Source organism: Streptomyces sp. NBC_01716, assembly GCF_036248275.1.
Classification (GTDB): domain Bacteria; phylum Actinomycetota; class Actinomycetes; order Streptomycetales; family Streptomycetaceae; genus Streptomyces.
In genome coordinates this window covers 6,583,801-6,597,235 of sequence record NZ_CP109181.1, presented here as the reverse complement: position 1 = coordinate 6,597,235, position 13,435 = coordinate 6,583,801, and the positions used below count along the sequence as shown (strand labels likewise).

The following is a 13,435-nucleotide window of genomic DNA, read 5'->3' as shown; positions in this document are numbered from 1 at the left end:
CGAGCCCCGCTGGGCCCAACCGTACCCGAGGGCGGGCGCCGGGCTGGTCAGTCCAGGTCGATGTGGGTACCCGGAGTAGGGCCCTCGTCACGGGGATCCGAGGGGTCGTTGGCCTTTTCGTCCGTCTTGTTCAGGCGGATGTCGGGGGCCTCGGACGGTCCCCGGGTCCAGCGGCGCTCGTCGCCCTCGACCGCGGAGCGGTAGGCGGCGAGCAGTTCGTTTCCGGCCGCCGCGAGATGGTCGAAAAGGTCCGGATTACGGTCGATGACCGGCTCGACGGCGGACCTGGCCTGATTGATGAACTGCTGGACGGCGCCCTGTGCGGCCATGCCGAGCAGCGGGCTCTGGAACGAGGACACCTTGTCGGCGACCGCGTCCACGAACTTGCGCAGCTCCTCGGAGGCCGAGCCGGGCGGCGTACCGTGCACGGCGCGACGTCGGGCCTTCTCGGCGGCGAGGTCCTCGGCGCAGGCCGTGGCCCAGGCGTCCGGGTCGGCGGCGGGACGCTCGATGGCATCACTCATGGGTTTCTCCCGCATCGGGACAAGGTGCCTCGTCCGGGGCGGAACGGAGGCTGTGTACCTTCGACGGTACCTGAACCCCGGGGGGACGTTCAGGGCGTGCGCGGCCAGAGCCCCGGCTCCGGCGTGAACCGGACCTTCAGGACACCGTCCGTGAGCGCGGCGCCCGAGACGGTGCAGCGCCGCAGAGCGGCTTCGAGGGGCACCATGCGGTGGAACGGGCCTACGGTCAGCAGGAGTTCGTCGCCGCGCCGGACCAGGCCGACGTCCGACTTCACGGCGCCGGGCAGGGGCAGGCACCACACCAGCAGCCCGTCCTCCCCGCGCCGGTCCTCGACCCACCACGGATCGCCGTACGCGGCGGGGTCGGGTCCCACACCCGCGTCCAGGTCCGCGTCCAGGTCCGCGAGACCGGCGAGGTCCGCGAGATCGGCGGCTCCGCGCGGGTCCCGGCCGAGATGGCGGACCGGGCGCAGCGGCCACGCGGGGCCGTACTCCTCGCTCCACTCGTCCAGGCACTTCTGCTGCTGGGCGGCGAGCGTCGCGAGCCAGGCGTCGGACGAGTCCGTCGGCAGCACCTTGTTCGGTACGAGGGCGTCGACGCGCAGCCCGTACAGTCCGAGCCCGGCGCGGGCCACGCGCAGTGCGTCCCGGGCGGCAGGACCCGGCTCCGCGACGAGCCGCACCGTCGTGGTGCCGGCCCCGATCAGCGTCTGTACGGCGGCCAGTTCCTCGTCCCTGCGGGCGGCGGCGCCGTACAGCCACTCGGCGGGCATCGGCACTCCGGCGAGCTGCGCCATGATCGGGCGCAGCGCACGCGCGGCCTGCCGCTCCACCGGCAGGAGGCGGCCCAGCAGCCGGCGGAGCCGCTCGGGCAGGGCGAGCACGGACAGGGCGTCGCGCAGCGGCGGCAGGTCGACGACAGTCACGTCCCAGTCGCCGGCCGAGGCCCGGCGCAGCGCCTGGAGCAGGGCGAACTGTTCGCTGCCCGGCAGCTCGGTCAGCTCTTCGCCGTCCAGACGCCGTGCGCCGAGCATGTCGAGCACGGTGGCGGCACGGTCCTGGAGCGCGAGGAACTCTGTGCGGAAGTAGTCGGCGGGGTCGACGCACGCGGCCCACAGGCCGGGCGTCACCTCGGCCGGTTCGATCCCGAGGCCGGCCGGGGCGCCGATGACGGCGCCGGGGCCCGCCGGGTCGGCGCAGAGCAGCAGCGTGCGGTCACCGCGCCGGGCGGCTGCCAGGGCGGTCGCCGCGGCGACGGTGGTACGGCCCGCGCCGCCGGGGCCGGTGACCAGGACCGTGCGCGTCGCCCTCGTCGTACGTGCCTCATGTGCGGTGTCGGCCGTACTCTCCGCCATCAGGCGCCGGGCTTCTCGAACGCTTCGGCGGACCCGGCGCTTCCGGGGGCGCTCTCGACGCGCTTCTTCAGACCGGCGAGTGCGCGGTCGATGATGACCTTCTCGGCCTTGCGCTTGATCATCCCGAGCATCGGGATCTTGACGTCGACGGTCAGCCGGTAGGTGACCTCGGTGCGCGCGCCGCCGTCCGTCGGGACGAGGTGGTACGAGCCGTCGAGCGAGCGCAGCATCTGGGACTTGACCAGCGTCCAGCTGACCTCGTCACCGCCGGTCCAGGTGTACGCGAGGGTGTGGTCGTCCTTGATCGCGCCGGCGTCGAGCACCAGCCGTACCTGTTCGGCGCGGCCCTCGGCGTCGGTGGCGAGCACCTCGGCCTCCTTCACCTCGCCGGTCCACTCGGGATAGCGGGCGAAGTCGGCGATCACGCCCATCACGTCGGCGGGTGCCGCCTCGATCGTGATGCTCGACTTGGTGTGTTCCGCCATCGACGTGCTCCTCCAGATGGTGTCTCCCCGGTGGTGCGGGGCGACGGTCACGCTTACCGGTACCGCCCGTGCAGCGTGCAGGTTATCGCGTGCGCGCCGGTCACCATTCCATGGCCCAGGGCCGTCCGGTGGACGCGAAGTGTCCGACGTTCACGCACTCCGTCGAGCCGACGCGCATCCGGGGGGCGAGCGGCTGGTGGACATGGCCGAAGAGCGCGTACCTCGGTTTCGTCCTGCGCAGGGCGTCGAGCAGCGCGCGGCTGCCGCGCTCGAAGCGGCGGGCGACCACGTCGTACGTCAACTCCGGCACGTCGGGCGGGATGTGGGAGCAGAGCACGTCGACATCGCCGAGCCGCTCGACCTTGGCGGCGTACTCCTCGTCGGAGATCTCGTAGGGGGTGCGCATCGGGGTGCGCAGGCCGCCGCCGACGAAGCCGAAGACACGCCCGCCGATCTCGACGCGCTCGCCGTCGAGGACGGTCGTGCCGGGTCCGGCGTACTCGGGCCAGAGGCCGGGGATGTCGACATTGCCGTAGGTGGCGTACGTCGGGTTGGGAAGGACGGCGAACATTTCGGCGTACTGGCGGCGTACCGCCGATTCGATGGCCGTCTCGCGGTCGGCCTCAAGACCGGCCCAGAGGCCGCGGCCGAGGTCACGCGCCTCGTCGAAGCGCAGGGCGGTGCGCAGCTCCACGATGCGGTCGGCGTTCTCCTTGCCGAAGAGGTCGGGGAAGATGCCGCGCGAGTGGTCGGCGTAGTCGAGGAAGAGGACGAGGTCCCCGAGGCAGATCAGGGCGTCGGCGCCGTCGCCGGCCCTGGCCAGGTCGCGGGCGTTGCCGTGCACGTCGCTGACGACATGGACGCGGGTACGGGCGCTGCCGCCGACCCGGTCGCTGCTCCGGTCACTGTTCTGGTCGATGTCCCTGCCGATGTTCCCGCCACCACCCATGCCGCTCACCCTAGATCGCCGTCTTCGGGCTGAGTAGAGGGGTCCGGACCTGCGCTTACTCGCACGTCCGCACAGCTGTGGACTAATCTGCGCGAAGGACTGTCAAAAACGTGTGACGCAGGGAACATCTGGCCGGCACCCTCTATCCGGAACCCTGTACCGGTGGGTAACGTCCGGGCAGTCCCCTCGTGCTCGCCCCCGAGAGCACCTGCCCGATGTGGACCGCAGCCGGTTCGGCACAGTGCCGTGCGACCGGCGCCCGACGAGGAGCAGCAGTCTTGCGCGAGTTCAGCCTTCCGGCCCTGTACGAGGTCCCCTCGGACGGCAATCTGACGGATCTCATCAGCCGCAACGCCGCTCAGCATCCGGATGTCGCGGTCCTGGGCCGCAAGACCGGCGGCGTCTGGACGGACGTCACGGCCACCCAGTTCCTCGCCGAGGTACGGGCGGTGGCCAAGGGGCTGATCGCGTCCGGCATCCTCCCGGGCGAGCGGGTCGCCCTGATGTCTCGGACCCGCTACGAGTGGGTGCTGTTCGACTTCGCGATCTGGAGCGCGGGCGCCGTCACGGTACCGGTGTACGAGACGAGTTCGGCCGAGCAGGTGCAGTGGGTCCTCGGTGACTCGGGCACCGCGGCCGTGATCGTGGAGTCCGACGCGAACGCGGCGGCCGTACGGTCGGTGTCGGACGGGCTGACGGAGCTGCGGCACGTCTGGCAGATCGACAAGGACTGTGTGGCGGAGCTGACCGCCGCCGGCGCGGAGGTCCCCGAGGCGGTGGTCGACCGGCGCAGCGCGACGGCGAAGGCGGACGATCCGGCGACGATCGTCTACACCTCCGGGACCACCGGCCGGCCCAAGGGCTGCGTGCTGACGCACCGCGCGTTCTTCGCGGAGTGCGGCAACGTGGTGGAGCGCATGAAGCCGCTGTTCCGCACGGGCGACTGCTCCGTCCTGCTCTTCCTGCCCGCCGCGCACGTCTTCGGGCGGCTGGTCGAGGTCGCCTCCGTGATGGCGCCGATCAAACTCGGCTGCGTACCGGACATCAAGAATCTGACCGAGGAACTGGCCACGTTCCGGCCGACGCTGATCCTCGGGGTGCCGCGTGTCTTCGAGAAGGTCTACAACTCGGCGCGCGCCAAGGCCCAGGCGGACGGCAAGGGGAAGATCTTCGACCGCGCGGCACGGACGGCGATCGACTACAGCCGCGCGATGGACAGCGCGCGGGGTCCGTCCCTCGGACTCAGGATCAGGCACAAGGTCTTCGACGTGCTCGTGTACGGCAAGCTGCGCGCGGTCCTCGGCGGCCGGGGCGAGTACGCCATCTCCGGCGGCGCCCCGCTGGGCGAACGGCTCGGTCACTTCTTCCGCGGCATCGGCTTCACGGTGCTGGAGGGGTACGGCCTGACGGAGACGTGCGCGGCGACCGCGTTCAACCCGTGGGACCGGCAGAAGATCGGCACGGTGGGGCAGCCGCTGCCGGGTTCGGTGATCCGTATCGCCGACGACGGCGAGGTGCTGCTGCACGGCGAGCACGTGTTCACGGGCTACTGGAACAACGAGGCGGCGACGGCGGAGGCGCTGGCCGACGGCTGGTTCCACACCGGCGACATCGGCACGCTCGACGAGGACGGGTATCTCGCGATCACCGGCCGCAAGAAGGAGATCCTGGTGACGGCGGGCGGCAAGAACGTGGCGCCCGCTGTGATCGAGGACCGCATCCGCGCGCACGCGCTGATCGCCGAGTGCATCGTGGTCGGCGACGGGCGTCCGTTCGTGGCCGCGCTGGTGACGATCGACGAGGAGTTCCTGGCGCGCTGGGCCAAGGAGCACGGCAAACCGGCGGGCTCGACGGCGGCGTCGCTGCACGACGACCCGGATCTGCTGGCGGCGGTCCAGCAGGCGGTGGACGACGGCAACGCGGCGGTCTCGAAGGCGGAGTCGGTACGCAAGTTCCGTGTCCTGGACGCCCAGTTCACGGAGGACGCCGGCCACATCACGCCGTCGCTGAAACTGAAGCGCGGTGTGGTGGCGAAGCACTTCGCGGACGAGATCGAGTCGCTGTACCGGGGCTGAGGGCTCCTACAACAGCTCGCGCAGGCGGTTCGCCAGGAGGTCCCAGCGCCAGCGGTCCTCGACCCAGTCCCGGCCGCGCGTGCCCATGCGACGGCGGAGTTCGGGGTCGAGCAGCAGGGTCGTGACGCGGTCCGCCGATTCCTGGGCGGCGAGCGCCGGCGGGGCGCCATGGACCACCCAGCCCGTCTCACCGTCCAGTACCGCGTCAGGAGCGCCGCCGGAGTCGCCCGCGACCACTGGGAGGCCCGTCGCGGAGGCCTCCAGATAGACGATGCCCAGGCCCTCCACGTCGAGGCCGCCGCGGCGGGTGCGGCAGGGCATCGCGAAGACGTCGCCGGCGCCGTAGTGGGCGGGCAGCTCGGACCAGGGCACGGGGCCGGTGAAGCGTACGGAGTCGGCGACGCCGGTCTCCGTCGCCAGCTTCCGCAGCTCCTTGTCGTACGGTCCGCCGCCGACGATCAGCAGCACGGCGTCGGGGACCCTCGCCAGGATCGCGGGCATGGCGAGGATCAGGGTGTCCTGCCCCTTGCGCGGCACCAGCCGCGAGACGCAGACCACCACCGGCCGCTCCGCGAGCCCCAGCCGCTCGCGTACCGCGTCGCCGCCCGACCCCGGATGGAACGTCTTCTCGTCGACGCCGGGCGGCAGTTGGACCATGCGCCCGGCCGCTTCCGGCGTGAGCGCGGCGGCGATCCGTGAGCGCGTGTACTCGCCGAGGTAGGTGATCGTGTCCGTCCCCTCGCCGATACGGCGCAGCAGTCGCCGGGCCGCGGGCAGCTGCGCCCACCCCGCCTCGTGGCCGTGCGAGGTGGCGACGATCCGCCGGGCACCCGCCCGGCGCAGCGCGGGGCCCATCAGACCGAGCGGGGCCGCAGCGCCGAACCACACCGACTCGCAGCCGTGTTCACGCAGCAGTCCCACCGCCCGTCCGGTCACCCTCGGGGTCGGCAGCAGCATCGTCGTGCGGTCGCGCACGACCGTGAAGGGCTGCTCGGCGTCGAAGGCCGCCGTCGCCTCCGTGCCCTCGGCGCCGCGCTTCCAGGTGGAGGCGTAGACGACGATCCTGTCGGGGTCCAGCCGCAGCGCCATGTTGTGCAGGAACGCCTGGATGCCGCCGGGCCTGGGTGGGAAGTCGTTGGTCACGATCAAGGTCTTGTGCATCGCCGCCGACAGTACCGAACGGCCCCGCCTCACCGGTCGCGCGCCCGTTCCCCCGCATGATGGCTCCCGTCCATACGTAAGGCATATCGGCCAAAACGGTCAGGTGGTCATGGTGATCGAGGGCACGGCACTCTCCCGCGTCGCGGCGGCCACGAAGGCGGGCGGGAGCCGCGCGGTCTGGCCGGTCGCGGTGTGGCTTCTCACCAGGACCGTCCTGATGGTCTGTGTCCTCAGGATCCTCGTCACCCCGGGCGCCGACGTCACCCCGGACGTCTCCGTCACCTACCAGGGCTGGTACGACGTCCTGCGCTCGGGCACCTTCCCGCGTTCGGACGTCACCTGGCAGTACCCGCCCGGCGCCGCGTTCGCGATCCTCTCCCCCGCCCTGCTGCCCTTCCTCGGCTACGCCACGGCGTTCTTCACCCTCTGTCTGCTCTGCGACGCCCTGGTGTTCGGTCTGCTGCTCCACGCGGGGCGGCGCCCCGGACGTTCGGTCCGCGGCGCCTGGGTATGGGTGGCGGGCGTGGCACTGCTCGGTCCCACCGGGTACGCGCGTTACGACCTGATGGTGACCGCCGTGGCCGTCTGCGCCCTTCTCGTGGGCCTGGGCAGACCCCAACTCCTCGGCGCGCTCGCGGGGTTCGGGGCGCTGCTGAAGGTGTGGCCGGTGCTGCTGCTGATCGGTACGCCGCGGGGCAGGGCCACCCGGCTGTCCTGGTCCGCCGCCGTGGCGACGGCGCTCGCGCTGCTGGCCATGGTGTCCGCGGTGCTGCCTGGCGCGCTGGACTTCCTCACCGCGCAGCGCGACCGGGGTACGGAGGTCGAGTCGCTGGGTGCGCTGGTCTTCCATGTGGCCCGCCATCTCGGCTGGGACGGGGCCGTGATGTTCTCCTACGGCTCGGTGGAGTTCATGGGGCCGTACGTCCCGCTCGTCAGCGCGCTCGCCCTTCTCCTCAGCGTGGCGGCCTTCGGCTGGCTGCTCGTCTGGCGGGTGAAGGCGGCCACCTTCACCGCGAGCACCCTGTGCGACGCGGCGTTCGCCGCGGTCCTGCTCTTCACCGTCACCAGCCGGGTGATCAGCCCGCAGTACCTGATCTGGCTGGTGGGCCTGGCCGCCGTCTGTCTGCTTCTGCGGTCGAGCCCGATGGCGCTGCCCGCGGTGCTCGTGGTGGCGGCATCGGCGGTCACGGTGCTCGAATTCCCGGTGTTCTTCTCGAACGTGACGGCCAGCGACCCTCTGGGCGTGACCCTGCTCGTCGTACGCAACGGGCTGCTGGTCGCCGCGACGCTGACGGCGTGCGGCCGGCTGTGGCGCGGGACGGTGCCCGCTCCGCGCCCGCGCGAAGGCCAGGAGGTGGCGAGCGCGGCCGGGGGCGAGGAGGAGAGCAAGGAGGACACGTACCGGCTGCTCGGCTCCTGACGGCCCCGCCCTGCGCCCGTACGGGCGTCGTACGGCCGGCCTGGCAGGGGCGCCCTCAGCGCAGCCGCTCGCGCATGTAGTCCCGCCACAGCCCGCCGAACTCGTCCGGCGTCACCGACAGCACCTCGTTCATCGCGTCCTCGACGGCTCCCTCGCGCCGCTCGTGCTCCCCGACCGCCCGGTAGAAGTCCGTCAGCTTCTTCTCGCCCCAGCGCTCGGCGATCAGCTCGCACGCCAGCCGCCCGCCCTCGTACGCGCGCGCCAGTTCGTCCGCCTTCGCGTCGAAGGCGAAGTCACCGTCCTCGGGAAGCGCGGCGGGCAGGTCACCCTGGCGCAGGGACCGTTCGAGCTCCGGCGCGGCCTGACCGTCCATGGGGCTGGTGTCCCGGTAGGCGACCCAGTCGGAGAAACCTTCCGACAGCCACATCGGTGTCGCCTCCGAGGTGTCCGCCCGCGTCGCCACATGGGTGGTCTCGTGGGTGAGGACCACCCGGCGCCCGAAGTCGCCCAGGATGCTGTACGCGTCGGGGTTGACGATCACCCGGTCCGCCGGTGACGAGCCCTGCCGCCGCGTCTCACCGGTCGTGACGGCGGCGATGCCCCGGTAGCTCGTCGCGGAGGCGCCCAGCAGACCCGCCATCGACTCCACCGACTCCGGCACCAGCACCACGACGCGCCCCGACCACTCGCCCGGCCACGCCTCGTCGACGGCCGGCACCGCCCGGTCGGCGGCCGCGGCGATCTCACGCAGCCGTTCGTTGTCTTGGCCGACGCCGAGGACCAGGCTGCGTCGGCCGTGGACGACGTCGACGGTGCCCTGCTGCCACAGCTGCTGCACGCCGCCATCGCCGGGCCGGTCGGCCGTCATGTACCAGCGCCCGTCCCGTTCGGCCAGCTCCAGCGTGCGGGCCGAGGTGACGGGCGCGCTGTCGTAGCCCTCTATCCAGTAGCGCAGCTCGACCCGCGCCGTCGCGCGCTTCCCCGAGCGCTCGACGCCGCGCAGCTCGTACTCCCAAGACCGCACGGGCACGTCGACGAGGTTCCGGTACGTCCGCCGCTCGGCGGCGAGCAGCTCGCCGGCCGCGGGATCGACGGCGGCCAGATAGCCGCTCTCGTCACGCTCGATGAGCGCGTCGGCCCGGTGGTCGAGCGTGCGCTCGATCGCGGCGGTGTCGGCGTCGGTCGCCTTGGGGGCCGAACAGCCGGAGGCGACCAGCAGGCACCCCAGCAGCGAGGCCGCCGCACGGCGGCGCACCACGCGGCGGGTGGGCGTACGCCCGCGACCCGCCGCACGTCTCCGAGTCGTACGTCCCTGACCTGCCACCCGGCCGATCGTACGGGGCGCCGCGAGGACGAATCCCGACGATGCGTCGGTGACCGGTCCTCCGGGGCCAGGACCGCGCTCAGATCCGGGTGACGGAGGAGACCGGCATCATGCCGACCGGGTCGTAGCGGACCGAGGCACCGGGGTAGGGCGCATGGACCACCTGGCCGTTGCCCATGTACATCCCGATGTGGCTGGCGTCGTCGCGGTAGGCGACCAGGTCACCCGGTCTGGCCTGGGAGAGCGGCACCCGCTGTCCCGCGTACCGCTGCGCCTGCGACGTACGCGGCAGGGAGACCCCGGCCTGCGCGTACGCCCACTGGGTCAGGCCCGAACAGTCGAACGCCGAGGGGCCGTTGGCGCCCCACACGTAGGGCAGGCCGACGACCCCGCGGGCGGCGCGGGCCGCCGCCGCGGCCCACGCGGTCGCGGGCGCCTCCCCTCCGTAGGACAGCCGGCCGGCGTCCCGCCCCGAGCGCGAGGCCCGGCCGGCGTCCCTCCCGGCGTCGGGCAGCGAGTTCAGCAGCCGCCGCGCCTGCGCGAGCTTGGCCTCGACGGTGCGCTTGTGGCGGGCGACGGCGGCCCGGCTGCGTTCCAGTTCGGCGAGGTCCTTGGCCGCCTCGTCGCGCTGGCGGTCGAGCTTGCGCTGGGCGAGGCCGAGTTCACGCAGGGCCACCGCCTGGCGGTCGCTCAGCCGGTCAAGGGCCTCGGCCTTGCCGAGATAGCTGTCCGGGTCGGACGAGAGCAGCAGCGCGAGCGCCGGGTCGAGCCCGCCGGAGCGGTACTGGGCACTGGCGATCGAACCGAGCGCGCCACGCATCCGGTTGACGCGCTCCTGGCCACGGGCCGCGCTGTCGCGCACCCGGTCCACCCGCTTGCGCAGCACACCGGCCCGCTCGCCCGCCTTGTTGAACCGCTCGGTGGCCCTCTCGGCCTCCGCGTACAGCCGGTCGACGGCCGACCGGGTCGCCTCGGTCGTCTCCCCCGGGTCCGCGCCCGCCGGCGCGGTCCCGAGGGCGGTCGCGGCCGTGACAGCCGCGGCGGACAGGACCGTGACCCGGGCGCCCCGGCTGTGGCCGGGGGGTGAGGAACGACGATGGGACACCACAGGAAGCCGCACTTCCTTCCGCTGGACGCAACCGCGCAGCCCCTGCCGCCCGACGGGCGGAACCATGACCGGGAGCTGCGGCGCAGCAGAGAGTAACCGCGCGGACACGGAGTGACCAAAGACCGCGCCGGGCACAGACAGTGATGCCCCGCCGGAGATCACAGGTCACCGGCGGGGCGTGCGTCAGCGGGAGCGACCGGAGTTCGCCCGTACGGGCGACCGTGGTCGTGTCCGTGGATGTGCGCGGGTGTCCGTGCGGAGCACCCGCGCCGAGCGGTGGGTCAGACGCGGACGCCGAACTGGAAGCTGCCGGCCCACTCCATGGCCTCGTACCGCACCACGGTGCCCGGCTTGGGGGCGTGGATGACCTGGCCGTTGCCGACGTACAGCGCGACATGGCTCAGTCCGCTGAAGAACACCAGGTCGCCGGGGGCGAGTTCGCCCCTGCCTATCTGGACGCCGTCGTTGACCTGGGTGTACGTGGTCCTGGTGAGGCTCACGCCCGCCTGGGCGTAGGCCCACTGGGTCAGCCCGGAGCAGTCGTAGGAGTTGGGACCCTCGGCGCCGGAGATGTACGGCTTGCCCAGCTGGGTCTTGGCGGCGGCCAGCGCGGCGGCGGCACGGCCCGAAGAGGCCGACTCGTTGCCGAGGTTGACGCGCTCGTTGCCACGGGCCGCGCGCTCGGCGTCCTCTTCCTGGATCTTCGCGCGCTCCTCCGCGGTCAGCGTGTTGAGGAGCTTGTTCGCCGCGTTGAGCTTGGTCTGGACGTCCTTCTTCTTCTTCGCGAGTTCGACCCGTGTCGACTCAAGATCCTTCAGCTTGAGGGACGCCTCCTTGCGCTGCTGCGCGAGGGTCCGCTGCTTGGCCTGGATCTTCTCCAGCGCGCCGACCTGCTTGGCGCCCATCTGGTCGAGCACGGAGGCCTTGTCCAGATAGTCGTCCGGGTCGGAGGAAAGGAAGAGCTGGAGGGCGGGGTCGATGCCGCCGGAGCGGTACTGGGCGCTGGCCATCGAACCGAGGCCGGTACGCAGCTCGTTGAGCTCGTCCTGGCCGCGCGCGACCTTGTCCTGGATCGCCTCGACCTGCTTCTCGAGCTTCTTTTCCTTCTCTTCCGCGCCGCTGTGCTTCTCCGTCGAGGCCTCGGCCTCGTGGTAGAGCTTGTCGACCTTTTCCTTGACGTCCTCGACGGTCGGCTTCGGGTCGGCCTGTGCGGCCTGGGACGTCAGAGCGACAGCTGCGGCTGCGGTCGCGGAGAGCACGGTCACGCGGGCGCGGCTCGGCTGCTTGGGACGACGGTGGGACGCCACGAAGGCGAGCTCCTTCTTCCTCGAGCCGCCTACCGGGTGTACGGGGAGCGGATCCCCGGCTCCATGAGCTCAGCGTTCCCGGTGGGGCCAGGAATCCGGCACAACCGGACTGAACTGCACGAATTCGGCGGTTCCTTCGCCGCCACCCCGGATGGGTGATCAACCGCGCGAAGGTTCGAGGCCTGACCCTAGTGACCTTCTCGTGATCAGTTCAAATCCTGAAGAGAAAAAATTTGGCCGCGGAGTGGTTTCTTCACATACATCGCACTGACAGTGATGAGCAATTGACGCTGTGGTGTGACATGGAGTGACCAAATGCCGCATTGGCCACAGGAGTTACTAGACGCGCGAAAGCCGCTTCAGCAGCAAGGCGGACGCGACGGGCCGCGCGCCGGCCCGCGCCACGCCGTCGGCGACCTCACGGTCGGTGGAGACCACCACCACCGGGCGTCCGGGCGGCTCCGCCCGCACGAGCTGACGGATCAACTCATCAGCCGTCACACCCGGTTTCGAGAACAGAACCCTTACCCCGCGCGGCGGCGCGAGCAGTACGGGAGCGACCAGTTCGGCCCCGTCGAAGACACACGTCATCTCGGCGCCGGACTGCGCCGCGAGCATCGCGAGCCCGCCCAGCAGCCGCAGCCGCTGCTTCTCCAACGGCATCGTCGGATAGCCGGTCTTGGTGACGTTGTAGCCGTCCACGACCAGATGCGCCTGCGGCAGTGCGAGCAACTGGTCCAGCAGCGCCGGGTCCATGTCGGACAGCGCGCGGGCCGCGATGTCCTTGGGAGACATCCGGCCGGGCGCCACGGCGTCGACCAGATCGGCGGGGTGCGAGGCGGCCGGCGGCAGCGCCAGCTCCCGCCGCAGGCCCTGTGCCGACTCCAGGACGGTGTCCAGCAGCAGCCGCAGCCGCATGTCCTCCACGGAGCGCCCCTCGCGGGCGGCCCGGCGGCCGGCCTCCACCGCCGCCTCCGCCTCCGCGAGCCGGGCCTTGAGGCGCCGCGTCTCGCTCTCCGCCGCGGACACCTGGACCGCGACCTCCGCACGGGCGGCCTCGATCTCGGCGGTCGTACGGCGCAGGGCGGCCTCGCCGCGCTTCACATCGCTCAGGGCGCTGCGGAGCTTACGGTGCGTGGACTCGGCCTCCTTGCGGGCGGTGTCCAGCTCCGTACGCAGCCGCTCCGTCTCGCCCCTCGTCGCGGCGCGGGCCTCGGCCAGCTCCTCGCGCAGCCGCTCCAGCTCACGGCGGTTCTCCTCGTCGACGCGCTCGGCGTCGGCGCGCTGGACCTCCTCGCCGGCCGCGGCCACCAGCTTCACCCAGCCGACGGGCCGCAGGACATACGCGGCTGCCGCCACGTCGACGGGGTCGGCGGCCGGGGGCGGCGAGCCGGATTCCACGGCGGCGGCCAGCTCGGGATCCGCCTGGCCAAACCGCTCACCGATCCGCTGCCGGAACACCGGGTCGCTCTCCAGGGCGGCGGCCATCGCGTTGCCCGCGAACCGGGCCCGCCTGGTCGGGGTGAAGCGCGCGTACTGGCGTAGCTGGGTGGGCAGTTCGGTGACGGTCAGACCGCCGAAAGCGTCCGAGACCAGCGCCACGACCCGGCGCCGTACGGACTCGGGCAGCGGTCTGTCGAGCGCCTCGGCGTCGCCGTCGGCCGCACCGGCCGGCTCGGCGCCACGTGCTGGCTGCTCCACGATCCGTTCACCCCACTACCCTTTCG

General features: G+C 72.1%; 11 protein-coding genes. 2 read left to right on the top strand and 9 right to left on the bottom strand.

Annotated features, from left to right (window positions below):
* Nucleotides 1–47 precede the first annotated feature (47 nt).
* The 4 genes from OIE74_RS29070 to OIE74_RS29055 all read right to left on the bottom strand — a co-directional run bounded on the left by OIE74_RS29070 (nt 48) and on the right by OIE74_RS29055 (nt 3,313).
* Nucleotides 48–524 carry a DUF5304 domain-containing protein gene (locus OIE74_RS29070; RefSeq protein ID WP_329388800.1) on the bottom strand — a complete coding sequence of 159 codons (477 nt, stop codon included), beginning with the start codon at nt 522–524 and terminating at the stop codon, nt 48–50.
* Between the two features lie 89 nt (nt 525–613).
* Complete coding sequence (locus OIE74_RS29065) at nt 614–1,879, bottom strand: ArsA family ATPase (RefSeq protein WP_329388798.1); 1,266 nt, start codon at nt 1,877–1,879, stop codon at nt 614–616.
* Nucleotides 1,879–2,364 carry an SRPBCC family protein gene (locus OIE74_RS29060; protein WP_329388796.1) on the bottom strand — a complete coding sequence of 162 codons (486 nt, stop codon included), beginning with the start codon at nt 2,362–2,364 and terminating at the stop codon, nt 1,879–1,881. The genes OIE74_RS29065 and OIE74_RS29060 overlap by 1 nt, the downstream gene beginning before the upstream one ends.
* A gap of 100 nt (nt 2,365–2,464) precedes the next feature.
* A complete protein-coding gene (locus OIE74_RS29055; RefSeq protein WP_329388793.1) occupies nt 2,465–3,313 on the bottom strand; it encodes a metallophosphoesterase family protein in 849 nt (282 codons plus the stop codon).
* A 278-nt stretch (nt 3,314–3,591) separates the two neighbouring features.
* On the opposite strand from OIE74_RS29055, the gene OIE74_RS29050 reads away from it, so the two are divergent.
* Nucleotides 3,592–5,388, top strand: a complete 1,797-nt coding sequence (locus OIE74_RS29050; protein WP_329388792.1) for an AMP-dependent synthetase/ligase — start codon at nt 3,592–3,594, stop codon at nt 5,386–5,388.
* Between the two features lie 6 nt (nt 5,389–5,394).
* On the opposite strand, the gene OIE74_RS29045 is transcribed toward OIE74_RS29050, so the two are convergent.
* Complete coding sequence (locus OIE74_RS29045; protein WP_329388790.1) at nt 5,395–6,549, bottom strand: glycosyltransferase family 4 protein; 1,155 nt, start codon at nt 6,547–6,549, stop codon at nt 5,395–5,397.
* Between the two features lie 109 nt (nt 6,550–6,658).
* Here OIE74_RS29045 and OIE74_RS29040 point away from each other — a divergent pair, with 109 nt between their 5' ends.
* A complete protein-coding gene (locus OIE74_RS29040) occupies nt 6,659–7,969 on the top strand; it encodes a glycosyltransferase family 87 protein (RefSeq protein ID WP_329388788.1) in 1,311 nt (436 codons plus the stop codon).
* 55 nt (nt 7,970–8,024) lie between these two features.
* Here OIE74_RS29040 and OIE74_RS29035 read toward each other — a convergent pair whose 3' ends face one another.
* The 4 genes from OIE74_RS29035 to OIE74_RS29020 form a co-directional block, all read right to left on the bottom strand.
* Complete coding sequence (locus tag OIE74_RS29035) at nt 8,025–9,293, bottom strand: hypothetical protein (protein WP_443076260.1); 1,269 nt, start codon at nt 9,291–9,293, stop codon at nt 8,025–8,027.
* A gap of 79 nt (nt 9,294–9,372) precedes the next feature.
* Nucleotides 9,373–10,401 (bottom strand): C40 family peptidase, encoded by a 1,029-nt coding sequence (locus OIE74_RS29030; RefSeq protein WP_329388785.1) that lies wholly within the window; start codon nt 10,399–10,401, stop codon nt 9,373–9,375.
* Between the two features lie 281 nt (nt 10,402–10,682).
* On the bottom strand, nt 10,683–11,708 hold the full coding sequence (locus OIE74_RS29025; protein ID WP_329388783.1) for an NlpC/P60 family protein: 1,026 nt from the start codon (nt 11,706–11,708) through the stop codon (nt 10,683–10,685).
* A gap of 339 nt (nt 11,709–12,047) precedes the next feature.
* On the bottom strand, nt 12,048–13,409 hold the full coding sequence (locus OIE74_RS29020; RefSeq protein ID WP_329388781.1) for an NYN domain-containing protein: 1,362 nt from the start codon (nt 13,407–13,409) through the stop codon (nt 12,048–12,050).
* Between the last annotated feature and the right edge of the window lie 26 nt (nt 13,410–13,435).

Excerpts from the sequence above, each read along its gene's own strand:
- OIE74_RS29070 (WP_329388800.1), bottom strand. The coding sequence starts at position 524 with ATGAGTGATGCCATCGAGCGTCCCGCCGCCGACCCGGACGCCTGGGCC.
- OIE74_RS29065 (WP_329388798.1), bottom strand. The coding sequence starts at position 1,879 with ATGGCGGAGAGTACGGCCGACACCGCACATGAGGCACGTACGACGAGG.
- OIE74_RS29060 (WP_329388796.1), bottom strand. The coding sequence starts at position 2,364 with ATGGCGGAACACACCAAGTCGAGCATCACGATCGAGGCGGCACCCGCC.
- OIE74_RS29055 (WP_329388793.1), bottom strand. The coding sequence starts at position 3,313 with ATGGGTGGTGGCGGGAACATCGGCAGGGACATCGACCAGAACAGTGAC.
- OIE74_RS29045 (WP_329388790.1), bottom strand. The coding sequence starts at position 6,549 with ATGCACAAGACCTTGATCGTGACCAACGACTTCCCACCCAGGCCCGGC.
- OIE74_RS29040 (WP_329388788.1), top strand. The coding sequence starts at position 6,659 with ATGGTGATCGAGGGCACGGCACTCTCCCGCGTCGCGGCGGCCACGAAG.